22 protein-coding genes are annotated in these 24,428 nt (G+C 39.8%); 4 read left to right on the forward strand and 18 right to left on the reverse strand.

The genetic code is table 11. The annotated features are described in order from the left end of the window. Positions 1-144: 144 nt before the first annotated feature. The 7 genes from NSS94_RS17005 to NSS94_RS17035 form a co-directional block, all read right to left on the reverse strand. Positions 145-579: a hypothetical protein gene (locus tag NSS94_RS17005; RefSeq protein ID WP_016324600.1), complete on the reverse strand. Its 435-nt coding sequence runs from the start codon at positions 577-579 to the stop codon at positions 145-147. Positions 580-854: 275 nt separating this feature from the next. Further along, positions 855-1,460: a class I SAM-dependent methyltransferase gene (locus NSS94_RS17010; RefSeq protein ID WP_013372319.1), complete on the reverse strand. Its 606-nt coding sequence runs from the start codon at positions 1,458-1,460 to the stop codon at positions 855-857. A gap of 205 nt (positions 1,461-1,665) precedes the next feature. After that, positions 1,666-2,160 carry a hypothetical protein gene (locus NSS94_RS17015; protein WP_058711397.1) on the reverse strand — a complete coding sequence of 165 codons (495 nt, stop codon included), beginning with the start codon at positions 2,158-2,160 and terminating at the stop codon, positions 1,666-1,668. A gap of 257 nt (positions 2,161-2,417) precedes the next feature. Further along, on the reverse strand, positions 2,418-3,230 hold the full coding sequence (locus tag NSS94_RS17020) for a class I SAM-dependent methyltransferase (protein ID WP_013372320.1): 813 nt from the start codon (positions 3,228-3,230) through the stop codon (positions 2,418-2,420). 212 nt (positions 3,231-3,442) lie between these two features. Beyond that, positions 3,443-4,135: a hypothetical protein gene (locus NSS94_RS17025; protein WP_290415792.1), complete on the reverse strand. Its 693-nt coding sequence runs from the start codon at positions 4,133-4,135 to the stop codon at positions 3,443-3,445. 147 nt (positions 4,136-4,282) lie between these two features. Then, on the reverse strand, positions 4,283-4,747 hold the full coding sequence (locus tag NSS94_RS17030; protein WP_341039711.1) for an SMI1/KNR4 family protein: 465 nt from the start codon (positions 4,745-4,747) through the stop codon (positions 4,283-4,285). Between the two features lie 199 nt (positions 4,748-4,946). Beyond that, the gene (locus tag NSS94_RS17035) at positions 4,947-5,150 is read right to left on the reverse strand and encodes a helix-turn-helix domain-containing protein (RefSeq protein WP_019686344.1); all 204 of its coding nucleotides are present in this window, start codon (positions 5,148-5,150) and stop codon (positions 4,947-4,949) included. Between the two features lie 171 nt (positions 5,151-5,321). On the opposite strand from NSS94_RS17035, the gene NSS94_RS17040 reads away from it, so the two are divergent. Further along, positions 5,322-5,609: a hypothetical protein gene (locus tag NSS94_RS17040; protein WP_341039712.1), complete on the forward strand. Its 288-nt coding sequence runs from the start codon at positions 5,322-5,324 to the stop codon at positions 5,607-5,609. Between the two features lie 138 nt (positions 5,610-5,747). Here the strand turns inward: NSS94_RS17040 and NSS94_RS17045 are convergent, their stop codons facing one another. The 4 genes from NSS94_RS17045 to NSS94_RS17060 all read right to left on the reverse strand — a co-directional run bounded on the left by NSS94_RS17045 (position 5,748) and on the right by NSS94_RS17060 (position 12,610). Continuing rightward, positions 5,748-6,887 carry a tyrosine-type recombinase/integrase gene (locus tag NSS94_RS17045; RefSeq protein WP_341039713.1) on the reverse strand — a complete coding sequence of 380 codons (1,140 nt, stop codon included), beginning with the start codon at positions 6,885-6,887 and terminating at the stop codon, positions 5,748-5,750. Between the two features lie 218 nt (positions 6,888-7,105). Next, positions 7,106-9,169 (reverse strand): methyl-accepting chemotaxis protein, encoded by a 2,064-nt coding sequence (locus NSS94_RS17050; protein ID WP_341039716.1) that lies wholly within the window; start codon positions 9,167-9,169, stop codon positions 7,106-7,108. Positions 9,170-9,453: 284 nt separating this feature from the next. After that, a complete protein-coding gene (locus NSS94_RS17055) occupies positions 9,454-9,993 on the reverse strand; it encodes a CueP family metal-binding protein (RefSeq protein WP_341039717.1) in 540 nt (179 codons plus the stop codon). 229 nt (positions 9,994-10,222) lie between these two features. Beyond that, on the reverse strand, positions 10,223-12,610 hold the full coding sequence (locus tag NSS94_RS17060; RefSeq protein ID WP_341039718.1) for a polyprenyl synthetase family protein: 2,388 nt from the start codon (positions 12,608-12,610) through the stop codon (positions 10,223-10,225). A 177-nt stretch (positions 12,611-12,787) separates the two neighbouring features. Between NSS94_RS17060 and NSS94_RS17065 the strand changes: the two genes are divergently transcribed. After that, entirely contained in the window at positions 12,788-13,357 is a 570-nt protein-coding gene (locus tag NSS94_RS17065) for a TerD family protein (RefSeq protein WP_069010531.1), read from the forward strand. Positions 13,358-13,400: 43 nt separating this feature from the next. On the opposite strand, the gene NSS94_RS17070 is transcribed toward NSS94_RS17065, so the two are convergent. The 4 genes from NSS94_RS17070 to NSS94_RS17085 form a co-directional block, all read right to left on the reverse strand. Next, entirely contained in the window at positions 13,401-14,321 is a 921-nt protein-coding gene (locus tag NSS94_RS17070; protein WP_341039720.1) for a hypothetical protein, read from the reverse strand. 212 nt (positions 14,322-14,533) lie between these two features. After that, complete coding sequence (locus NSS94_RS17075; RefSeq protein WP_341039721.1) at positions 14,534-15,475, reverse strand: ADP-ribosylglycohydrolase family protein; 942 nt, start codon at positions 15,473-15,475, stop codon at positions 14,534-14,536. A gap of 84 nt (positions 15,476-15,559) precedes the next feature. Next, positions 15,560-16,645 carry a hypothetical protein gene (locus NSS94_RS17080; RefSeq protein WP_341039722.1) on the reverse strand — a complete coding sequence of 362 codons (1,086 nt, stop codon included), beginning with the start codon at positions 16,643-16,645 and terminating at the stop codon, positions 15,560-15,562. Next, positions 16,645-17,640, reverse strand: a complete 996-nt coding sequence (locus NSS94_RS17085) for a hypothetical protein (RefSeq protein ID WP_341039724.1) — start codon at positions 17,638-17,640, stop codon at positions 16,645-16,647. Before NSS94_RS17085 ends, NSS94_RS17080 begins: the two co-directional genes overlap by 1 nt. A gap of 181 nt (positions 17,641-17,821) precedes the next feature. On the opposite strand from NSS94_RS17085, the gene NSS94_RS17090 reads away from it, so the two are divergent. Together NSS94_RS17090 and NSS94_RS17095 are read left to right on the forward strand one after the other, a co-directional pair. Further along, positions 17,822-18,472 (forward strand): hypothetical protein, encoded by a 651-nt coding sequence (locus NSS94_RS17090; RefSeq protein ID WP_341039725.1) that lies wholly within the window; start codon positions 17,822-17,824, stop codon positions 18,470-18,472. A 34-nt stretch (positions 18,473-18,506) separates the two neighbouring features. Then, entirely contained in the window at positions 18,507-19,076 is a 570-nt protein-coding gene (locus NSS94_RS17095) for a DUF1697 domain-containing protein (RefSeq protein ID WP_069010525.1), read from the forward strand. A 94-nt stretch (positions 19,077-19,170) separates the two neighbouring features. On the opposite strand, the gene NSS94_RS17100 is transcribed toward NSS94_RS17095, so the two are convergent. The 3 genes from NSS94_RS17100 to NSS94_RS17110 form a co-directional block, all read right to left on the reverse strand. Beyond that, positions 19,171-19,656, reverse strand: a complete 486-nt coding sequence (locus tag NSS94_RS17100) for a hypothetical protein (RefSeq protein ID WP_341039726.1) — start codon at positions 19,654-19,656, stop codon at positions 19,171-19,173. Positions 19,657-19,724: 68 nt separating this feature from the next. Further along, a complete protein-coding gene (locus NSS94_RS17105; protein WP_341039727.1) occupies positions 19,725-22,574 on the reverse strand; it encodes an nSTAND3 domain-containing NTPase in 2,850 nt (949 codons plus the stop codon). 73 nt (positions 22,575-22,647) lie between these two features. Further along, complete coding sequence (locus NSS94_RS17110) at positions 22,648-24,327, reverse strand: hypothetical protein (protein WP_341039728.1); 1,680 nt, start codon at positions 24,325-24,327, stop codon at positions 22,648-22,650. Positions 24,328-24,428 lie beyond the last annotated feature (101 nt).

A 24,428-nucleotide genomic window follows, 5' to 3' on the forward strand; every position in this document is an offset into this window, starting at 1 on the left:
GCCGCAGCGCGGTTGGGTGGTGGGGGTGTGTTCGCCTGAATCCACTTTCAGCTTTGCCTCATCGGGCGAACCGAGGGCCGAAGGGCCCGAAGCGTGAATATTTTGTTATCTGAAGGATCGGTCTGCTTGAACTACTATCAATAACTATTCAACCTTTACTTCAGCAATAAAGAAATTCTCTCCAGGTATTGAATCTCCAGCCATTCTTCTTATCATTGACAATTGACCAACATGTGTCATTGCATCTGATAATGGTCCTTGAATCAGTTTTTCGATAATTCTATCTTTGTTTGGTATTCCATTTGATTTCATTAAATTGTCTAAGTTATGCAGCTCATTAAAAAACGTCTGTACTTCGTCATTCCAGTTTCCTGATTCTTTCTTAAGTTGTACTTGGTTATCAAAAACGGATTGGGCATATCTTATGACATCAGACATGTGTGCCAAAATTTCAATTGGAGTTCTTACACCGTTACCGAGCTCATAATTCGGGTAATTACTTGGAGCATTTAGAATTGCTTTAGAACATCGATACCTGAGAGACGAGAGGTAATGTCTTAAAAAGTAAATTTCATCCATTTTTATTATCCCCCTTTTCTAATTCTTCTCTTTTTAAAGGTCTACCGATCTTTCATATAACGTTCCCGCATTCACGACGTCTCAGCGCCTTAAGGCCCGTATAGGGCCGGCTGCAGCTTGCGGCAGTTAGGCGGTGGGATGTGTCCGGTGAATTCACTCCCCCGAAATGCCTCTTCCGGACCAAGTGGCGGACTTGACCCGCCACGCAGCGTTGAATGCGATGTTAACAGATGTCCACGACCTCTTCGAATTACATACGATAAATCTTTATATATTCATTTCTTTAATATGTAATCAATAAATCCTTGTCGTATTTTTTTGCCCTCATAGATTCTTTCCAAAACTCGATCTTCTTTATAGATTAATTTCATATCATCAAACATCGCATCAGCTTCATTGTAATCATAATACGAATGGATAACTGGCTCATTATCTTCAATCTGTTCATATTGGTTATCTCCTAAATCAACACCTTCTCCAACCCGAAAATCCTTAACGGTTAGGAAATTCACAAATAATACTCCATTGGGTTTCAATACCCGTTTCATTTCATTGATTGATTGTTTCACATCTTCTTTTCTCATATGAAACACCGAGTTATATGAATACACAAAACTAATCGACTCGTCACTAAATGATAAAGATCTCATATCACCATGTTGTATATTTAAATTCTGTCCTCTCATTTCTGCAAATCGATTCGCTTTTTGAAACTGTTCAACATTCATTTCTATTCCAATAGTTTTGTATCCATAATGGACAAATAGACTTAATGGAGGGGAATCACCTCCCGCCCCGCAGTCCAATACCGTTCTTTCCATACCGCTTTCATTACATAAAGCTAAAAATCTATACAGTGGTACTTGTCTGAAAAGCTCCACAACAATCGTCTCCTTCGTCTTTTGGTTTTATAGTTTTATTGTTTCGTGGATTTCTGCTAACGTTTCTGTATTCACGACACCCAGCGAATGCTGGGTGTGTCCGACTGTTCCTGCCTCCCAGAAACCCCTCAGCCGGACCGAGGGCGCATGCCCGCAGCGTGAATATTATGTTAAGTTGAAGTTACCGATCTCTTTGAAATTCTATCTAAGTCCTTATTATCTTTACATATGTCCTTACTGAATCAGACTCAGCCTCAATATTTTTATCATTTGTTTTATTTTCAATTATTTGTAGCCCATTAAAACATGCGTTTTCTTTGTACCATTCAATTAATTCAAATAGTGGTATACTTTGTTCTACCACACTCGTATCTTCATAGTAAGAAGCTAATGTAATTATAAATGTCGGCGCCAGAGCGTCGGCACTTAAGTAAAATACAAATTCCTTATCTGTATAATGCTTTTTAAGATATAACTCTACTTCTTTCTCAAGAAAAGAAAACGCTTCTAATAATTTATCTGATGGTACTCTATCCTTCTTTATAAGCCTATTAAATCCATGAATATAAATAAAATTATGACTTTCTTCAATGCCAATTAGCTTAGGATCATTTGAAAATAAAAAAACTGGCGAAGTAATTATTTTAGTGATTTCTCGGTATGCCTTCTCAGCGTGTTTTTTTAAGTAATCTAGAATCAAGTTCTTACCCTCTCTTTGGTAATTTCACTTAATGTTCAGGCATTCACGAACCCTCACTGCCTTAAGCGACCAACGGGAGCGGCCGCGATGCGGTTAGGCAGTGCAGGGTTGTCCGCCTGTTAATCTTCCCTGAAAATCCTCGGGCGGACCAAGAGGCGCGACAGCGACCCGCAGCGTGAATGTTTTGTTATCGGATGTCAATACCTTCCTCGAACCTCTAAAAATCTTGGAGTCAGTTTCGCTTTTGTTTTTATATCTTATAGTTTTCTTGCCTTTATCACAAAAGTTACTGGAAGCATTTTTGCTCTCTTTGCCATATCGCTGTTATCATCCCGCAATTGCATAAACTCATAATCACATTCCTCAATCATTAGCTCAATTACAAACCCAGCTTTTGCAAGTGCGTTTACATAAGTTGACAGCATACGGTCCGCTAACAATAGCTCACCTTCATCAACTGCCACCGGATACCAACCTTCATTAAAGTAACTCTTATTAATTACAAACCTATCATTTTCTGTAGTAACCCATCTGTGTATAGGGTGAGACCAACTGAAAATAAATAGCCCGTCTTTTTTAAGGTAAGAAGATATTCGTCGAAAGGTACCCTCAAGATCGGTGGTCCAACCTATGGCATAAATTGAATAAACATAGTCAAAATAATCCGTCGGGATGCCGCATTCTTCTTCCATGGGAGAACATATCAATTTTGCTGCTATTCCACATGACTTCAAATGTTGCGCTGCCTTTTCAATTTGTCTTTCTGAAATATCCACAGCCCATAGTTCAGATGCGTTTCGTTCCCCTTGATATTGCAAGGATTGACCATTTCCGCAGCCGATCTCCAGCAGTTTTTTTCCTGAGATATCACCAAAGAGCTGGCAATTTTCTTCTGAGATAAATGCTCCATAATAAGGGAGCACGATTGCTTTTAAGAAGTCATTGCCTTTGGTATCCCAATATAGGCTGTTTGTTTTATGAACAACATTCTTTTTTAAGTCTTCCGAGCTGCCGACACCATTTTCCCCGTCAACAATAATGCTTCTTCTATTTAATGAATTCTTGTCCATGAAGGCACCTTCTCTTAGTAGATATTTATATTTGAACATTTCAGATTTGCATTAATTTCTGATAACGTTTGTGTATCTACGAACCCTCACCACCTTAAGGACCGTAGGTCCGGCCGCGATGCGGTTAGGTGGTGCAGGGTTGTCTGGTGAATAGGCTTCCTCAAAATCCCTCTTGCAGACCAAGGCCGTCAGGACGCAGCGTATATACGATGTTAACTAATGTTCCGGCCTCCTTCGAAATAATCAATACTCTGGTCTTTAAATAGTTCTTTCAATTCCCTTGATGTTTCACTAACAAAGATCTTAATAATTTCTGCTTTAAAATAGATAGGTGCTATATGAGGTTCATTCTTTAGATCTTGCAGCCATCTCACCTTATTATCCCTATACTGATTGACTTCAAGCTGCGTAATGTAAGGATTTATTGTATATCCCTTAGCTTTTAAGAGTTTTGTAAACAGTTTTTCAGTACTTCCCATTGATCTTAAGAGATCAAATTCTACTTGGCTAACTTCAAGGTTATATGTCTTTCTAATATCATTCTTTTCGCCTCTGTAGTTTTTCTCAAAATCGAAATAGACGGTATCTGTCCACCTTAAATCTGTATAAATATGTGAAAAGTAACCTATAACAAAGTCCTTCCATTCTGGTCCCGCTTGCTTCAGTAAATATTCCTTGCACTTCTCCATGATCAATTCCTTGGCTGGTAATTTATCGTTATGTACGAGATGAGTCACACCTTTTTCTTCCCTGGATACCTTCCCTCTCATATGAATCGCATCCGGAGCAATACTGCCTAATAAAAAATTGGGTGAGGGGTCATTAATAGAAAGGTTTTCTGAAATTGCAAAGTGTACCATAGGCCAAGGCAAATTAATTCCTCCTTTGATATTTCCTTCAATCATGAACTTGTCGGAATTTCAGTTAACGTTCCTGTATTCACGACTCGACGTATGTCGAGTGTCCGGCGAATGCCGGACCAAGGACGAATGTCCGCAGCGTGAATATATTGTTATGTGATGCTCCAGACCTCTTCGAATTATCCTACTCTATTAATCTCTCCAACTTACACTGGAATGATCTTCAATCTCTTGTAACAAGAATTCCTCGAATGTATCAAATAACTTAATAGCTGATGCCGGGTTTTCCATTCCTTCGTACCAAAGAAATACAGGTGGATTCTCGCCCATATTGACATCAAAAAATCTAATTTCATACCCTTGGTGCATTGAAAAGACAAATGAAGTATTTGGTAAAGTAATAGGGTTATTATTCTCTTCTAATAATTCTTTTGCCCATCCTTGAATTTCAATAAGATTAATATAATTAACAACTGTTCCTTGAAATAATCTGCCTGATTCGTGTCCAACCGCAAACAAAAATTCTTTATACATTCCCGGTAGCTTAAAACCAACCTTATCCTCTAATTTAATTATCTCTTCTTCAGTACAACCAACGAGAGGTGTGTTAATTAGTTTCTTCTTCATTAAAAGTATTTTTATATCCTCTTGTTTCATGCTTACACCTCTAAATATTCATTTTGGAGTTTCACATAACGTTCCTGTATTCATGAACCCCGAAGGGGTTGTCTGCTGAAATGCTTCCCTGAAATCCTTCTCGCAGACCAAGGCTCCAAAGGAGCCGCTGCTTGAATATTATGTTATACGATGGAATCACTTCTTCAATTACCCAACATTCATTCTTGATTCTATTCTGTCATTGTTCTGCTATATGTTCCAATAAATCTCCTGGCTGACAACCTAAAGCCGTACATAATTTATCAATCACTTCTAATGACACATATTCGTTCGTATTGAGTTTCGCCATTGTTGCAGACGAGATACCTGTCATTTTCAATAAATCCTGCTTCTTAATCTCCCTGTCGATCAATAATTTTTGAAAAGGTTTATAACTAATCATCTGATATTCCTTTCACACATCAAGTGAATTTTTCTTTAATTATATGAAAGTATATTTTCTTTATCAAAAACATCTTCAACATGCATTGACTCAATTATTTGTTATGTTAAAATTATATTTAATAACTTGAACTTTTATTCATAAAATCAAATACATTGGATGGTGTTCAAAATGCATAATTCTTTAGAAGTCTTACTTGATTCACTGATTCAGACTCGAATTGAATCTTTATATGGCGAGCTTATCAAAAACAACTCCAGCTACAACCAGTTCTCATCCGAGCGGAATCTCTACTTCAAGCAGTTACATGAAGAAGTACCGGAGAATATACAGAAGACCCTATTCCTTTACGATGATGCTGAGCTTTCTGTTCAAGCTATTTTAGAACGTGAAATTTATTTGCAAGGTTTTAAGGACGCTCTTCACCTGCATAACGAATTACATATATCTTTAGATTGAGAGCCTTCTGGCTCTTTTTCATTTTGATTCTGTCGTATAACGTCTTATTTACGAACTTCCGAAAGAATACTCTCTTTGTCATATTCACGAACTTCGTGAATCCTGCACTTTTCTCCTTCTTCCCGCACTTTCTGCGTTTCAATCCTCCAGCCCGCTCATCCGATCCAACGGACTTTGAATCCGCCCAATGTCCCGTCTGCTCACATGTGTATACCGCTCCGTCGTTCGCACACTCTGATGCCCTAGCAGTTCCTGAATATAGCGAAGATCAATCCCATTCTCCAGCAAGTGGGTCGCAAAGGAATGCCTTAGCGAAAGGATACTCACCTGTTTGCGAATGCCCGCTTCAGCCAGCGCTTTTTCAAACACTTTCTGCGCTGAACGTTCCGTCAGGTGGCGGCCTTCCCTCTGCCCTGGAAACAGCCAGTCTGCTGGCTGCTCCACCCCTATATACTGCTCGACCACCGCAAAAGCCGCTTCGGATAGCAGCGTTTGCCGATCCTTCCTGCCCTTTCCCTGACGAACTTTCAGTACTTTCCGTTCACGGTCGCAGTCTTCAAGACGCAACCTCACCACTTCGCTTACCCGCAGCCCGGATGTATACGTCAGGTACAGAATAGCCTTATGCTTTAGATTTTTCACTGCTTTCAACAGACGCATAACCTCATTCAGGGACAGCACATCTGGCAGTTTACTCTCCTTTTTCGGACGAACATAGGCGGCGGATTTGGGCTGCTTTAGCACATGGCGAAAGTAAAATTTCAGCGCGCTGATCGCTTGGTTAACATAAGCGTGCGAAAGGCCTTTTTCGAGCAGCGCCAACGCATATTTTTGCACCGCCGCATCATTTATGCTTGCTTCGGTCCCTTGCAATCCGGCAAAAAAACGTTCCGTTTGCGATATGTATGCTTTAATCGTCTTGCTGCTGTAGCCCCTTGCCACCAATGCATCGCGCATTTCTTGCCGCTGATCCGAATTCCATTCACCTCGTTCCGAAGATGAGGGAACCACATTAGCCTGCGCGTCCCGACGATCCAGCCACTCCAGGATGTACGGCAGCTCTTTATTCAATCGCTCGTCGCACTCAAACTTACAACTCCGATACGCTTCCAACAGGCTTTCTACAGCCGAGATACTGTACGGAATCGCCCAGATTTTTTCGTCTGGAACCCATTTCCTGCCCGGTATGGATCGAATCCCTTCTCTTTCTTTGACTCCGTATCGCTCCAACCGTACGCCAATCGTTTTTTCATCCCGATAAAGTAGGTTTATCTTCATCTCACTTGCCTCCTTAGTATATCAGCCGTTCAAAAAATTGGAAATCTAATTTTACACAAAAAAAGGGACTTAAGATGGATATTCATCTTAAGTCCCTGATTCTTTCAGAGTGAATTATTGATCCATTAAGTCCGATTTTCATCATCATAAAGTGTCTTGCCTTTACTTGTCCAGTTCTTCCGTCACATCATCCCATAGCATCGCCGCCACCTACCTTGTTACTCCACCTTAAACTGTTTTAATTCGTCTTGCAGCTTAGTGGACAATTGGTTTAATTGTTTGGATAGTTCAGCAACCTGTTCGAAGCTCTCCAATTGTTCCTGTGTGCTAGCGCTGACCTCTTCGGTTGAAGCGGAATTCTCTTCTGTGGTGGAAGAGATGATCTCCAACGCCTGTAAAATCTCATCTTTGTGCTTGTGGACTTTGGAGGTGTTCGTGCTGATCTGGATCATTCGCAATTTCAAATCTTCCAAATCTTTGTTAATGCTAAAGAATACTTGCTTGGTGTCCTCCACCGATCTCGCATTTTCTTCTGCGATTTTCAGACCATGAACGGTATGCTCAACCGATACACTGGTTTTTTCTTCAATCACACGGACCTTCTTGTAGATTTCCTGTGTCGCTAGTGCCGTCTGCTCAGCCAGCTTGCGAACCTCCCCGGCAACCACAGCAAACCCTTTGCCCTGTTCTCCTGCACGCGCAGCTTCAATAGAAGCATTGAGCGCCAGTAGGTTGGTCTGTGTTGCAATTTGGTTGACCGTATCCACAATGCCTGAAATCTCATGACGGCTCAGATCGATATCCTGAATGATAGCCGACATCGCTTGGGTGGAGTTATGATTTTCTTCCGCCCATTTGGATAGCTGATCAACTACTGCAAGCCCTTGTCCGCTTTGTTCGGCAGAGGTTTGCACCATCGTTTCGATGGTTTTGGCATCATTGGCAATTTCGTCAATTTGGCCGGATAAGGCTCCAGTTTTTTGTAAAATGTTATCCGTTTCGATGGATTGGTAGTTCGTTGCATTGGCTATTTCATTAATTGCTGTCGCCGTATCGTTCATCGTGATTGCGGTTCTGGAAGAAATGGATTGCAAATCATTTGAAGACTGATTCAAGACTTGAGCTGAGCCGCCTACCATTTGGAGCATGCCTTGAATTTTTTGAACCATATTGTGAACCCCTTGAGAAATTTGCCCGATTTCGTTATGGGAATTCGTATCAAACGGAACGGTCAAATCTCCATTTTCAATCAGCTTGATTTTGGCAAGCAATTTCGGAATGGATCTCAACAGGTAACGGAGCGTTATATAACAGATTACAACCAACAGAATAGTGGCTGCGGCAAAACCGCCAATCGTAATCCAGGTAAAGGTTCTTAATTCTGAGAGCGCCTCTTGTTCAGAAATGGTTAAGCCTACGGACCATCCTGTATCTTTGCTGGTTGCATACCCAATGTAGCGACGTTCGCCATTATCATTAATGAGCTGTACTCCAGACTCGCCAGCAATCATTTTCTTACCGATCTCGCCAAGATCACCTGTGCTTTCGTTAATCTTTTCTTTCAGCACTTTATTTTGATCAGGGTGATACAAAATATCACCTGTTTTGGATGCAAGAATCGAATAACCTGTGCTTCCAAGCGAATAGCTTTGCATAACGGCGGGGATGTCTTTGAATGCAATATCCACAGCTGCAAAGCCGATTAATTGGTTGCTGCTATCTTTGATCGGATAGAAGATGCCCATGACCACATTCCCTGTATTGACGTCCTTATAGGGTTCTGAGTAGTACAAACCGTCTGCTTCAACAGCTGGCTTGAAGTACGGACGCGAATGGATATCGAAATCCGGCTTGGAAGCAGCACCATCGTTCTGAAGAAAGAAGCCTTTACCATGTATTCCTGCAATCCAGGCGTCGGCAAAAGATGGCTCTTCCTTGACAATCGCTGCCAGAGTCGCTTGAGTTGCCGCAGCATGTGGAGAAGTTTTCGCCATCTCTGCTGATTCGGTGGTTTCTATATATTGTCTAAACAAAGTGTTGGTTGACATTTGCTTGACTAGCGAACCCTTTTCCTTAAACAACGCATCGAATTGACTAACGGTGGCCTGCGTCTTGGTCTGGAGCATGGCCTCTTGCTGCTTGACAAGTATGCTTCGCGTGCTTGCAAACATGAACGTCCCCAAGATTGCAAAGACGACAACGATAATAACTAACAAGACCATGGCCAATGTGTTCGCGATGCTGGATGATCTGGATACGCGCTTCTTCATATTTTGTGACATGCTGCCATCTCCCCGAGGAATATTGAGCGAAAAGCTCTTAGATAATATGTCGGAAGTTTGCAGCTATTTCAATAGGTTTTTAGTATATACAATTTAAAGTTTCGCTATCTGATTCCTCATAGATTCCCACCTAACCTGTTCCGCAACTCCAGCAAAAGATTAGGGCAGCACAAAGAGCCTCCGTCAGACGTAGGCTCTTTACTAAAAGCTATGTATGAACGCAGGGTTATGTGGACTTAAAGTGTACGAGCGATCAGTAAGCTCAACCCCATTATTCTCTATCATTAGCCTAGCTGCATCGTTGTGATACACGTATCGTTTTTCTCATTTGTAGAGAATTCAGTTTCAGCCGTTTTACCTTCATGATTCACGCTAATGCGGTAGGTTTTATCCCTCGGTAGCCATAGATCAATAAAACCATTGGGTTGTGATTTCATGGCAGCATTCTCCATGATGACATTCCCTTCGGAGTCGTGAATGGTCACATTGAATTCTCCGTTTTTTATTTCGCCTTGGCAGCCGGTTAGACTATGAGTTGCACAAGGGTGGGTCTCTTCTACATATGGCGCAATCGAAACAAAAAACTCGTTGTCAGGCAAATTATAAGTTATGGGTTGGGTATTGTCTCCATTAACAATTAACTGACTGGAATTAATGGAAGCGGATTGACCTGTTCCCTTGCCTGCGCTGAAATCATGCACCAATTGCTTGATATCTGTTGTCCCGAGCTTGTCCGCTCCTTCTTTCTGCATATTTCCTGCAATCAGGTACGTGCCCAATGCCGCAACAACCAACCCTGAAGCGACCAAGATTCCTTTTTTCATCTGGAGTTCATCTCCTTGTCCGTTTTTAAACATTATAATGTAGAACGCGCCGTAACGGACAAAATACGGTACTGAAGTCACCAGATATTCACATCTTTGCTTGTTTATCCAGACGTATCTGCGTTACATTAGATGATCACCAAAGAGGGGCAAGGAAGTATGAGCAACTCTACTGTCTCAACGTACAAACACCCCACCACTCCTATGGAGCTATGGGGCACAATTCTTTTTAACGATCCCGGTTCACAATATAATTCATTAAGTGCTTCAGAAAAGCGATATTGCGGGGTACCTCTTTTAATGCTTCCATGGCAAGGCAGTAGTGCTCCCACATCTCTTGACTGGCACCTTCGTAACCAAGGATGGACACGAAATTCGAGTTATTGTTATCTGAATCCTGACCCACAGGTTTTCCAAGTAACAGCGTATCTCCTTCCACATCAAGCAAATCATCTTTAATCTGAAAAGCAATTCCCATATGATAGGCAAATTTCTGCAAAGCAGCAATCTCCAGCTCCTCGGCCTGTGCGAGCATGGCTGGCATAACGAGACAAGCCTCGAACGCCACTCCTGTTTTGTAAAAGCACATCATATTCAGCTGTTCCAATGTCAAAGCCTTTCCTTTGGAATCCAGATCCATCGCCTGCCCCATACACATATCCTCTGCCTTACGAGCCGAATATTGTATCAAGGCAAGTACAGTCTCAGCATTGAATTGGTTCAGTGACGATTGCTCCCCGATGGCCTTCTGGATCAGATATAGTCCGGTTAATTCCGCAGTAGCGCTATTGTGCACCTGATGTAATGTCTGACGCCCTCTACGGGTAGACGCGTTATCCTGGGAAGGCAAATCATCAAAAATCAGGGAGGCTGTATGCATATATTCCAATGATCTTAGAAGAGGCACGATTGCCGAAGCGTCTAAGCCATATTCATTCACACCCATGACCCAGGTCAATATAGGACGTATCCTTTTCCCATCCCCCTCAAGACTATAATTGGCAGCATCAATAAGTTGTTCTTTCATGGCCTCGATCCCATGAGGTTTGGTAATCTTCAATTGGTTATTAATCTGGTCACGGACGGTTTTGACCGTATTCATAAAGTCTTCTTTTTCCCTCGAATCGTTCTTCAAATGGGTAATCATCTGGTCCCGAAGCAGCTTATCCAAAAAATCTACATCCTCTGCTTTGCCCACCATCTTCTGGATGAGACGATTAAATTCCGGATTTCCGGATCCAAAAATCCCCATTATTTCATTGTACTTTTCTACACCTACCCGTTCTTTATAACGTTTGAGTCCATTTATTGCACGGTCCAGTATCACCTCGCGAGCCATAGCATCCGAGTCATATACGTTATGGATCAAATTCGAAATGACCGCCCAGTATAGTTCGAAGGGATTGATCAAATCCGATCTTTGATGATGATATTTTAAATAATAGGTATAGGGTGTTACCGCACCGTCCCTCATATCGTCGGCCATATCTGCAAAATCATCAGCAAGCTGGTTATAAATACCATAATAGAATGTTCGTTGCTCAAACCCTCCATCCTCAGGAGCACTAATCACGGAACGGACAATCAAACGGGAAGAAGCAGATTTTAAAATAACAGGTATATAAAGCTCTTCATTGGTGTAATTAGCTTGTTTTAGATCCTTATCCCGGTCGGTATCTTGAGAATGAAAGAAAACATAGGACTGCTCGAAAAAGGTTTGCTGTGTGTCTGGCCGCTGATGTGCCTTAATATACTCAAAAGCATCCGAGAGCTCCGAATGGATATAGCGAATGAACTTCATATGATCGCCGGTCCAGTCGCCCAGTTCTGGCACAGATCCGGTAAGAAGCGCGGTACGTATCATATGGGAATATTGTTCTTTCTCTTGAACGGTCAACAGCTGAGAATCGAGCAGATCATCAATAAAAGGATAGGTCAGCCCATAGGAATACCCAAGCCTGATGGCTTCATCCAGCCTGCGCGAACGTTCAACAGGTGACACGGCTTCGTCCATTTCTTCCATCACATGCAGAATAACCCCAATGATGATTTTAATCAGTTTGCGCTGGGCATGCTCTGCATCCATTTCCTCAGGAATATGAGAAGATACAGAGTTAAGCTTGTTGATTAGCCAGATTACAGTGGTTTCGATCCCTTCCTTTTGAGACCACCGATACACCCCTGCTAAATTCATAAAATCCGGTTGATCTCTCCTGTTAGCATGGGTGGGTTGAAGCAAATATCTTTTTACGTCAGCAATGACGCGCTGAATCCGGGTCTGTGTGTCGACAGAATCTAGAGCCTTGCCTAGATCCCTCATGTAAATATAAGAGACACTCCGCTTCAGATAATCATCCAGTTTCCCTGTGTAACTCAGCCATTGAATATATCTGTAGTCATCCCGGGTATCCGGCTTTCTCTTATTCCGCGAAAAGAAGGATAACCATGAAGAAGAATGGATATGATTCCTTTTCCATATATGGATATCTTTTGTGATAGAGGTTACATAAGTTTTATCCTTGACCTGATTATAGAGTGATGCAAAATACTGAAGCGCCTTCTGTTCAGCCAGCTGATATCCTGTATCGGCTTGAAATTTTTCATTCATATGATGCATTACCTCAACTTCTCATTTTGTTAAACATGGTTGCATTTCTCCCTGAGGGAACGAATTTGGATCATGTTTTTATCTTTATACGGAATAAAGTCTGTGAAGTTACGAATAGATTATATCCTTCTATATATATGCTACAATTTCAGAGTAGAACGAAAATAATGATAGGGAGGCATAACGTTGAGTATTAGTCTAGTTAAAGGACAGAAGGTAGACCTAACCAAAAATAATCCATACTTATCCGTGCTAAAAGTAGGCCTTGGATGGGACCCTATGAAGGGTAGAAGCATGGATATTGATGCGTCAGCGCTGCTTCTTAATGAGAACGGCAAGCTGACCCAGACGAAAAATCTAGTATATTTCGGAAACAAAAATAGCCCTTGTGGGGCCGTCGTACATAGTGGTGACAACTTGACAGGACATGGCGACGGTGATGATGAAGTCATTACCGTCTCCCTCCAGCAACTACCACCGGAAGTGCATAGAGTCGTATTTATTGTGAATATATTCCGTTTTTTCAGCTTTGGTAGACGTAAAGATTTCAGTATGGTGAACAATGCTTATATTCGAGTATTGGATGCGTCCCAAGATGAAGAGATTCTCCGATACAACTTGACAGAGGACTATAAAGGGATGTGTAGTATCCGTGTAGGTGAAGTATACCGCTATGGAGGGGAGTGGAAATTCGGTGCTATTGGAGAAGGAAGCACCATTACCTCCCTGAATGAGCTTGTAAAAACGTATGAATAAGCATTTTTGGTGTTAAAGAAAAGCCCACGTCTGACGTGGGTTTTTACGCTAACTCTCCTATAGTCACCTGATACAGCAGAGAACCTTCTCGGAGCAGCAGGCGGTCTTTTCTGAAATCCTGTTCGTGCGGCTGAAGGAACTCTTGATCGCCATTTAAAAAACGAATGTGCTGTCCTTTGCTTAAGCTGTCTGGCTTCACATTCTTTTTCAAGACATATTGTCCGTTCTTTCCATACCCGCCATCGAACAAAAAGTGATACCCATCTGTAGCCACCCCGGAGCAGCCGGAAATCCTCGGATTCATAAACGTAATATTCGTACGGTCGCTACCGGAAATACGCCCTAATGAAAAGTCTGAATAGTAATAAAACCAGATTTCCTGTTCGCTGACCACGTTCAAAGCATAGCAATCATGAATGTCTGCCGCTTGGTTTTCATATATTCTGTGTCCTTCTTTATTCCAGGCGACAAGGCCGGAGGACCCCACAGGCTCATTCCAACCATAATTCCCAAATATACCTTCATCAAAATAACTGGTCCAGATCGTACCTTCTTCTGTAACCTGAACACTCTGGATACCGTCTCCAAGCAGCAGTTCATTCACAGTACGGCCTTCATAATCAATAATTTTACCATTTAGATCGTATTGGCCGGGTCCATAATAATGACAACGCGCTCCGACGAGTAACAAATGATGATGTAGAGGCTGTACATAATGATAGTTAAACTGCTGTCCCTCCACATACATTTCTTCAATATGATCGTCTAGAATGAGTATCTTGTAAGTACGTCTCTCTTTAAGAGAGGCAGGCGGGAACATCCCCCGCACTCGTTCTGGGACTTTATCAATTAGCAAAATATACACGCGCCCATCAGGGCCAAATTGGGTCGAAACGATCTCAAACCCTTTAGTATATTTGGAAATATCGACAAATGAATGAAGCTGTTTATTTAGATGCGACAATGTAGTTCCTCCTCTGAAAGATCAGTAAAGTGAAGTATGATTTGTACTGGACTTCATTTTGTCATAACAACATGCTACTGAGGAGGGCGGAAGTATGGCGATATGGATAGTGATCCCAAGAGATGAGGCATCGGCAAAAATATTGGGAACAAAAAAAGCCGGGTTCTGCTCATAATAAAAGCAACCCAGCTTGATCTTTATAGATGTCCCTCTTAAAGTGTCTGGCCCTTGTCGGCCTTCTGCCATAAAGCCTCAGTCAGCTCATCGATCGTCTCCTTCATCGCCAGCTTCTCACGCCAGTGATTCGGGATACCGCTTAGCCCGTAATAAGCTCCTGCAATTTGTCCGTACACCGCCCCGGTCGTATCGGCGTCATCCCCCAGATTTACGGCCAGCAGTGCCCCCTCCTCAAATGAAGCCGAATGGTGAAATGCCCACAGCGCAGCCTCAAGGGAACGAATGACATAGCCAGTTCCTTGTATTTCAGGCGGTTCCTTAACCTTGTAAGATCCCTGAATGATTTCTTCAATGGCTGCCGAATAAGCTGGCTGTTCCTGCCGCCGCCACTTATAGCAGATGTCGGATGATAACATGAATTCTTTGTCCGCTCCCCGCAGACCCGCCACAAGAATTGAAGCAAGCACGGCACAGGCCTCCACACTTTCGACTGCTCCATGGGTGGTTCGCGAGCTCAGCTCGGCGTACATCACTGCCTCTTCCGGACGGTTCGCATAGGCCATGGCAACAGGTGCAAGCCTCATAATCGAGCCATTACCAGCAGTCATGGGGTCAACGGACCCACTATACGGCTCTCCAGTGGCTTCGAAGCGATGCAGTGCTGCTCTCGTCGCACCACCGATATCAAAGCACGTTCCCGTGCTACTCATATATCCTAGGTGGTACCAATTCGTGTAACGGCGCATTTGGTCCGCTGGATCAAAGCTATCTTTTTGCACCATACTCTCGGCTAAACAAAGTGCCATAGACGTATCGTCGGTCCACTGCCCCGGCTTTAACCCAAAGACACCGCCGCCCACGATATCCGTTACAGGTTCAAATGTACCTGGACTGCTGAATTCCACAGTGGTTCCCAAAGCATCACCCACGGCCAGTCCAGCGAGACTTCCATAAAAACGATCCTTGATCAGTGCCATTTTGATGTACACTCCTTTAATAATTGTTATAGCTAATGCATATATTTCCATATCACTGGAAGGAAGAAAATCCGGTAACGCCATTTATTCGTAGCTTAAGGCTGTACAACCGCTATCCGGTTTTAATTCAATGAAAATTCCTGCCTCTTGATGGTAAATGAGTGGAAATCGCTCCGTATCTACATCTTCACGCACACCTCTTGAAAGCCGCCATACCTGAAGCGGGACTCCTTTCCCCCATAAGAATAATCGGTCGCCAGAAACGACCATATCCGCTTGGGGATATGGATAAATCCCGTCTTCTTCAGGCTTACAATTTAGTGGAGGGATCGCAGGAAGCACTCGTCGATACCCAGGCTGAGTCATGTCGAATAGGACAACCGCCGGTTCCACTCCTTCCTCTCCCCAATCTTCCTCCTCCAGTAAATCGGCATCCATCTGTCCCCAAACCGCCAATGTATCAGGTCCTGTCCAGCACACTGGCCCATCCCAATCTATGGTTTGCCAAAGATGGCGAACTGACGGACCATTCTCCGATTCCCATGAGTTCAGCAGCCAATTAGATAAGGACCAAGTTCGGACTACTCCTAATGGAGCCCATACCCATCCCGTATCCGCAATCCACTTTCCCTCTGGAGAAGTCAGGAGCCTCCCATGAAAATAATCTAGATAATGCTCATCTTTATTTTCGCTGTTATAAACTGGGGTAGGTCTTGCTGTCAAAAGCCTCCCCGTTTCTACATCCGTCAGATCCAATCGGTTCCATTCCGTTCCATGAACAAGAATACACGCACCGTCTTGATATACAAAATCCAGGGGAAACATACTTTTATCGTAGTGGTATTCGTCCCGTGATAATTGCATTTTTTCTTGAGCATGGACTAAATCATACACTGCCGCATGTCGGCCAAATCGATTGGAGATCGCCACGTACTTGCCTTCAGGACTGGTAACCATTTGGACAGGTTGCAGGGGATTAAAATCAGGAATACAAATATGTGTACACAATTCTGCACTGCCAGAGCGAAGCTCTAACCTCCACAGTTCTGCCTGTGTGTTCAATGCCAGCAAGGTTATGCTTCCGTGAGAGCCACCTTTTACAGGATGAATGGCCGTAAGACGTCCGATAGTCTGTGGTAAATCGGGTAAAGAAACGTGAGAGAATGGCATCATTTAACCCCTTTTAATCTGGATAAATAATAATTTATACCCGTATTTGTGAAGCTGGATTTATCAATAAAAAATCTGAGTTCAAGCAATGCAGACAATACTTTTATAAAAACTCCCGGTTTTTTCTTGCAAAAACATTTAAGATATGTAATTTCGCTAGGATTACTTTTGAGAACAAAATAGGAATAATTCATCATGATCAAATTGGAGATGAACTGCTCTGTTGGAGATTGATGCTCATTGATACAGTCGATCAGCACCTCTAATACCCTATTTTTATTAGAGTTATAGGCATGTATAAACCTCGTTGCTTCTGCAAACGGCTTGTTGAAATCGTCATACGGAAAATCATATACATCATGACTGCCCAGGATGAAGCTGACCAACTGACCCTGCAAAATTTTTATTTTTCCTAGCGCTGCCCGGGTATCCATATCCATCTCATTTTTGTTAATATGCTCATGCAACATGTCAATTAGAATATGCATATCATACTGTTGTGCGTCTTCCATCCTGTACATCATCTTATTATTTTCAATCGTTAGACGATCATAAATGTCATCCCCTAAACCCAATTCAAATAAGAGATGATGAAGGAAAAATAGTCTGTCCTGAGTAAGCGAGAATTCATTGCCTCTCTCTGCTAGATGTGAAACTTGATATTGATAATAAAAACAACATAAGTTTTTTCGGCTATAAACAGCATCTTTATGTATATCAAAAACGTTAAAAATGAGTGCAAGCAATCGAATCAGACGTTCAGCATCCGCTAAGCTTAGAATGGGATGATTCATTTTTGTAAATAGCGACCTATCAAACAGATCATGCCATCGCACTAAAGAAATATGACTCTGCTCATTTATATTCAGAGTTAGTATTCTTAAATTTTGCTCTTGATCAGGATAGGAATAAAATAGATCTTCATGATTCAAATCAGAAATGCGCTCATTAAAGTAGGCTCTTAATTTGTAATCGTATATTATAGAAAAAGACATTTCTCTCCTCCATGCACCTTATTTTCGAACTCCTATATTGTAAAATTATTCTGGATCGACTGACAAGGTAGCATAATTACAGAAACATATGTTCTTCATTTCTATATTATGATATCTTAATGCTAAAAGTAAAACGTGATGTCACAGGTCATAGTCTACGATTAGAAAGGAATACACACCTATGAAACAGTTAAGCGAAGCGATTACCCGGTTTGTACACCAGCAAAACTTATATAATGTAGCCTACGGGCTGTTCCAAGACCACTATATCCAGCCCCGTTCAGAGAGTATAACAGATTGCTGGGACAAGCGGATTCCTCTATCCCCTGAGCTGGAGTACCTATATAGCCATTATGAAATGATCGATGCTAAGGCAGCGGGAACACACAAATTAAAAAATGCAGCCGTTGAAATCGGGGATGCTGCTGTTCTCTTTTTTGTCGCACCAGAACATTTATATCGCCAACAGCTGGGCTATCGCTTCATTACATCTGGAGAGCTTGTTCATGAGTCATCTTCGTGGCCCTCCCACCATGTTGTAATTGCCACGTTTAATGATGATCCAGTCATTGTCGATACTAGCGCACCTGCTTCCCCTGTATATGCTGCAATTGAAGGTGGCGCAGCGCAGCAAGTTGCTGACTCTTTAGCTAACTTCTTTACGGCTTTTTCCATCCTGATTGAAGGTGCCTGTACCTTTAAGGGAGAATTGATAGATGAAGATACATACGAAACCAAAGCAGCATATATCGAGCACGTAAAACCATTGCTACATCATTTGTTGGGCGAAAACCAAACCACGTATTTGCTGAATTACCTATCCTTTTGTTAGAAATCCTATTTGTTAAAGAGAGGTGGGGCTTTTTATGATCTATATCGCATTACTGCGGGGCATCAATGTTGGCGGCAATAACAAAATCGAGATGAAGAAGCTCAAGCAAACGTTTGAACATGCAGGTATGGGGCATGTGACGACTTACATTAATTCTGGAAACATTATTTTTTCCAGTCAGGAGCGGCCCAACCAGGAGCTATCGCTCATACTGGAACAGGCGATTCTGGAGGATTTTAGCTTACCCATCCGCGTCATCGTCCGTAATATGAAGGAGATTCAGAGCATTATGGAGGCACTGCCGAATGAATGGGCTAATGATACACAGATGAAAAGTGATGTAATGTTTCTGTGGGATGAAATTAACGATATTTCCGTTCTGGACAACCTTCCTTTAAAACCGGGAATTGGACATGTCATCTATACGACCGGAGCCATTCTGTTTTCTGTCAGCAAAGAACAAGTCACAAAAAGCGGGTTAACAAAATTAGTAGGCACTAAGCTGTATCAGCAAATGACGGTACGGAATGTGAACACAGCACGGCAGATTTATAAGCTGATGCAAATGGCTGAACAGGAAGAGTTGCAGGCTTTGGACGCATGACTGTAGTCTTGTTTAAATAGGGCTAGACAAAATAGTGATTAAACAGCCAACATCTTATTACAAAGGTGCTGGCTGTTTAAATAAAGAAAACTCATCAAAAATATTGTTCGATGAAATTATCAATCTTAGTTAGATCATCCTTTATAATTTGTTCAACTGAAGAAGTGTTAAGCAATGGAGCCAACTTTTCTGGGTGCGCTATGCAATATTCATAATCAATTGCACATTCTGTCTCATACTTATTTGTGGCGATCTTCTGAAATAAATCATAAGACAAATCAGAAGTCACTTCATTAAACTCTACTTCTAACATTTCTAAAAACCTAAGTAAAGTCCAATTTTTAATTGTACTCGATACTTCTTTTTTATCGTTCATCTCTTGAAGTGTATAGACAGAAGATAAACCAAATGCCAATTGTTCTGTACCATTCAGTTCCTTTATGTGCTCAATAAAAGATTGAATGCTTTCCAAAAAATAATTTTTACTTTCATCCGCAAAAAACTCAACAAGAATACAAAATACATTATAAATATAAGTATGAAATTCGGACTCGTTAATAATCCAGTCAATCAAGCTCAAAATTTTGACTTTATTATATGAATGGTCATTAATATTCTTACATAATAGATAAACTTGAATCTCAGAGGCTATAAACACCATCCATTATTATGCCCCAAGTAGCTACTCTCTTTAATCAAGTTCCATTCTTCATTTGATATATTGAGCCATTGTTTCAAATTATCCCGATTAAAATACATTTCACTATGTTCCTGCGCTGCAACTGCAATCTTGGTAAGAATTTCATATTCGGAACAATCAATTGAACTAAACATGTTGTCGAAGAAATTGCGAATCTGATTCTCTATTCTATTACCTCGTTTATATTCATCAACAATTTTCGCGAGAAAAAGCGGATCAGTAGAATAATATGTTCCTTTCCATTTAGATTTTCCCATGAACAAATCTTCTTGAACTCGATCCATGATAGTAATTTCACAGCTTACTATTCCAGCTAAATTAATTAAAGAATCCCAACTATCTTGATCATCCCTATGTATATAGGGAAGCAACTCCTCCATAAAATCCCTTTCACTTGTTTCTTCTACAAAGATATCATCATCTTCATGAAATTCGACTTGGCTTTTATTAGGATTACGATTTGTAGTCTCTTCAAAGTTAGAATGAATTCTATTCCACTTTACTGAATATCCGTCCCAATTTAGAGTTTTCTCCAATATTCTCATGGCCTTAAGGGATTCCTTTTTAACCTGTACGTTATATAATTGGATCGCTTCAGGAGCGTCTCCGAATAACAAATTCTCGATCTCAATTTCCAAATAATCGGATGCATAAAAGTCATAATCATCCCCAATAAGCCAAATAATTTTATCAGAAATTTCATTGTAGTTTTCCTGGAGATAGCAGTCAAAGTCTTGACCATATATATCTCTGAATTCATAAAAGACGATGTAAAATTTCAAAAAATTTATTTTAGAGCGATAGCCATCTAATAACTCTTTCATAGCAGGGATTTCGAACCCTTGCTTTAATAACTTATTGACAATCTTAGGAACGCCATACTTCTCTTCATCGGAAAGTGCATGACGGTCATCTTTTAACAAACTATTAATAAAAAACGCCTTTAACTTTTCTATTACATCCCTTAATTTTTGAGAGTTATATTGTTCATTCAAATCTAATATTTGTCTTAATTTAAGATTGTAACTGTTGGTATAATCTGAAGAGAAATAAAAGTCTGTAAATCTATCATCTGTACAGTATTCCTCGATTCCATTGGAGTAGATAAAATCTAAACGTTCGTAGTCTTTAGCGATTCTATCAATAATTCCTGGAATAATTGTCTGCTCAAACTCCATATTATTATGTTCATCAATTAAATTTAGTAAAAGTAAATTGTGAGCGAAAAACAAAATAGGATTCATTAAATTAATACTCTTAATAAGATTCAGCCCATACAGTGACAAATTTTTCGATATTAAATGCCTCCAAAATTCCATCATGCTATGATTGTTAAATCCTATAATTGTTTTTTTTGCTTCAAAGTCAATACCTGTCAATGTTCTGATAAAATTCATATCTCTAACGAAACAAAAAGGGGCGGACAATTGATCTAAAGCATCATCAAAACTTTGCCACTCTTCCCAAGGAAGACTTTCTTGTAAGTTCCCGTAGCATTTTCTTAAAATATTTAATTCAACCGGATATCCAAAGATCGCCATACATACACCAAGATAAACTGCACTTTTTGAAGTCTCATGAAGGTGATTATACATTCTCTCATAAATTTCATTGGGATTCTTCAATGTTTCCAACAGTATTTTTCCCGGATACATACCATCATGCTTTATTTTAGAAAGAAGATGGATCGCATCATTAATAAATCGGGGATTATAATTATCGTGATTAATAATTTTGTCAGAAACTATTACAATGCTGTGCAAAAGACTGTACTGTAAGTTTGACTTTTTTAGAATACTCCAACATATCCTCATCTTGTCTGAGCTTTCTAAGCTAGTTGAAGATAACTCAACACTCATATTTTGAATTATTACCTTTAACTCATGTAATAATTTCATACCTTCAAAAAGAATATTTTTTCTCGAAATCAATACAATTTTATGATTATTTCCACTAATAATGCTCTTAAGCATTCGATAAATTTTAGATTCACCATTTTGGATCTGATTATTGACGTAATTTACACCTAAAAAGTCATCTACTATAAATAATTGCTTTTTATCTGAGCGATAAAATTTATACACATCTTCAATAGTATCTGTAAAAAAAAGATCAAGCTCCTCATTTTGCATCAAATAATGGAACGCTATATTAAAACCTAGCATCGTTTTCCCAATTCCCGGTTCACCATATACCAATAAACAATTATGTGAATCCATAATATCAAGTGATTCATGATAAGCTTTCGTTTTTATGTAGTACTCAACGTTATTTTTCATTTCATTTAAGTGAAATTGATTAAAATTATTGGGTCCACGCAAAATAATATTTTCTAAAATATGTTCAAAAACTACTGTACTAGGCGTCCATAAATTATTGTATTTTAATTGAATAATAGAAAACTTTGGGTCAGCAAGATACTCATTTAGTTCTATTCTACCAATTATATCTTCATCAGAATGGATGTATCCTTTAAATAAATCCATTATTCCCCTTTGTTGTTCTTTATTCAATCCAACTGATGTTACTAAAATATATCGACTCGGCTTCAAATTACGCAACTTTAATACTTCTTTTTTCAAACTTCCTTTCAAAATGTTAAAATCATTTTTATAGCATTTTGCTTGAATAATAGTATTATCACTGTACCTATACCCATCAATGCCTCCATCCCTACCTTTAGGATATCTGCGAAATACATTGGGTTCTAAATTTTCTCGAACTCGAACAATATCTATTGCCAACGCCTCAAATTCAACGTCATCTAATAATGCGTGAAAATCATAATTGTTTTTCATAATCTCCCATCTTTCTAAGACTGATATATTCATCTTTGAATCCTATGAATGTGTTATACTTCATGCTTTTAATTTAATACAGTAATCTGTGATCATTCTCAGTAGCTGTGAATAATTCCTTCATTTTATCTGCTAACAATTTATTTGGAGGATAATTGCAACACACTTTTTCAAGATCCTCCATACTAAGTGGAATTATGTTTCTTCCATTTACAAACTGATGCTCAATCTCTTTTAATGAAATCTGCGTATAACCTGCCATACTAAAAACAATACATGTTTTAATCCCTTTAGAATCCATTACAGGAACCAAATTTCTGATATCTGAAACCTTAATTTTTTCTTTTCTATTTTTACATTCAACAGAGATTAGAGCCCCTAAATTCCAAAGAAACGAATCAAGAGACACGTTACAAAAATAAAGATCAACTTCCTCTCTCTCTTCCTTAATGCGGTGACCCATAAGTTTCAAGCCATACACACTGCGTAGAAAATAACTTGCCACCTCTTCAAATAGTAACCCTTTCTCATAACCACTCATTAAATTTTTAGCTTCATCTAGTAAATCACCAAACTCTTTCATGCTAAATTCTAATTTTTCAAACCGTTCATTAACTTCTTTCCAAAAAAATGTTTCTAAAAAGTTATAAATGATCGGCAAAAAAGCATATCTATTTTTCATAAGGAAGATAATATTTTTGGAGATTCCTTCTTCTTCGCTACCAGTTAGATAAGATCTTAACTGATCTATTCCTTTCTGCACTACTTTCAAGAATTCAGTTTTGTCTGGTAAAATCACTTCAGCTTTATAAAAGTAACATATGTTTTGTTTTACTTTCTCCATAAAACTTTCGTACACTATCTCTAGTTTTTGTATAGGATACTTTTTAATCGGTAATGTTGCCAATCCGTATAATAAAACATATTGCCAATCATAGAATAATTCTGCTGGTTCAAACTGTACTCCATAAGCATATACAGGATTTTTAAGAATCATTTCTACATCTTTAACCGTCCATTGGTTAATATATTGGCTATCTATATAAGATAGGTTCTTGTAGCCATCTTCATTAAGAGGGATAAGTAGTCCTCCTTCGACTAGAAGACTTACATGATCAGATTCTGGATTTCCAATCATCGTTGTTATCCTTCTTCCTTTAATACTTTCCCCCAAGACAAATGAACGGGTAAAACATTGATAGCCTTTTAAAAAGGGTTTTTCTTTTACTATCCATAAATTAATTATGTCATTTACAAAGTCCGATTCATAATTTTCGTATCCCTCAATCCCATAAAAAAATGAAATTGATAAATCGTCTTCTTCTAATTCTTTTATTCCTCCGTATGGAGCCTTTAAAACCTCGTTGTTAAAAAGCTCATTAACATAAAAGAGAAAGAAGAGATTCTGAGATATTACATTATGCGGCTCCTTTATTTCCCTATCAAGTGAATCTAAGAAGTTCTCGTTTTCTGTAGCTTCTTGAAAAATTTTTTTTATTTTTCTTTTCCATACTTCATTATATAATTCCACTTCTTCTCTGTGCCCAACATTCAGAAATATTGTTGGACCAGGCTCCTTATCCCTCCATTCTTTTCTAGTATTTAATACCCTATCCTTAAAATCAGAAAATGGATGTTTTAAACTATCTGTTATTTCAATCTCATAGCCTAATCCTTCCTCTTCATCCTCAAAAATTATGTAGCTCTTTATGACTACCGACAGTACACTTACCTCTTCAAAATTAGTTGCCATACTGCAACTCCTTTTCATTATTATTAATTGGAAAGATTAAATTAAATTATATTATATTAAACTCATGAACTAAATCAGGTTGCTATCTTAGTAAGTACAAA

The organism is Paenibacillus sp. FSL L8-0644, assembly GCF_038008165.1.
Taxonomy (GTDB): Bacteria; Bacillota; Bacilli; order Paenibacillales; family Paenibacillaceae; genus Paenibacillus; species Paenibacillus polymyxa_D.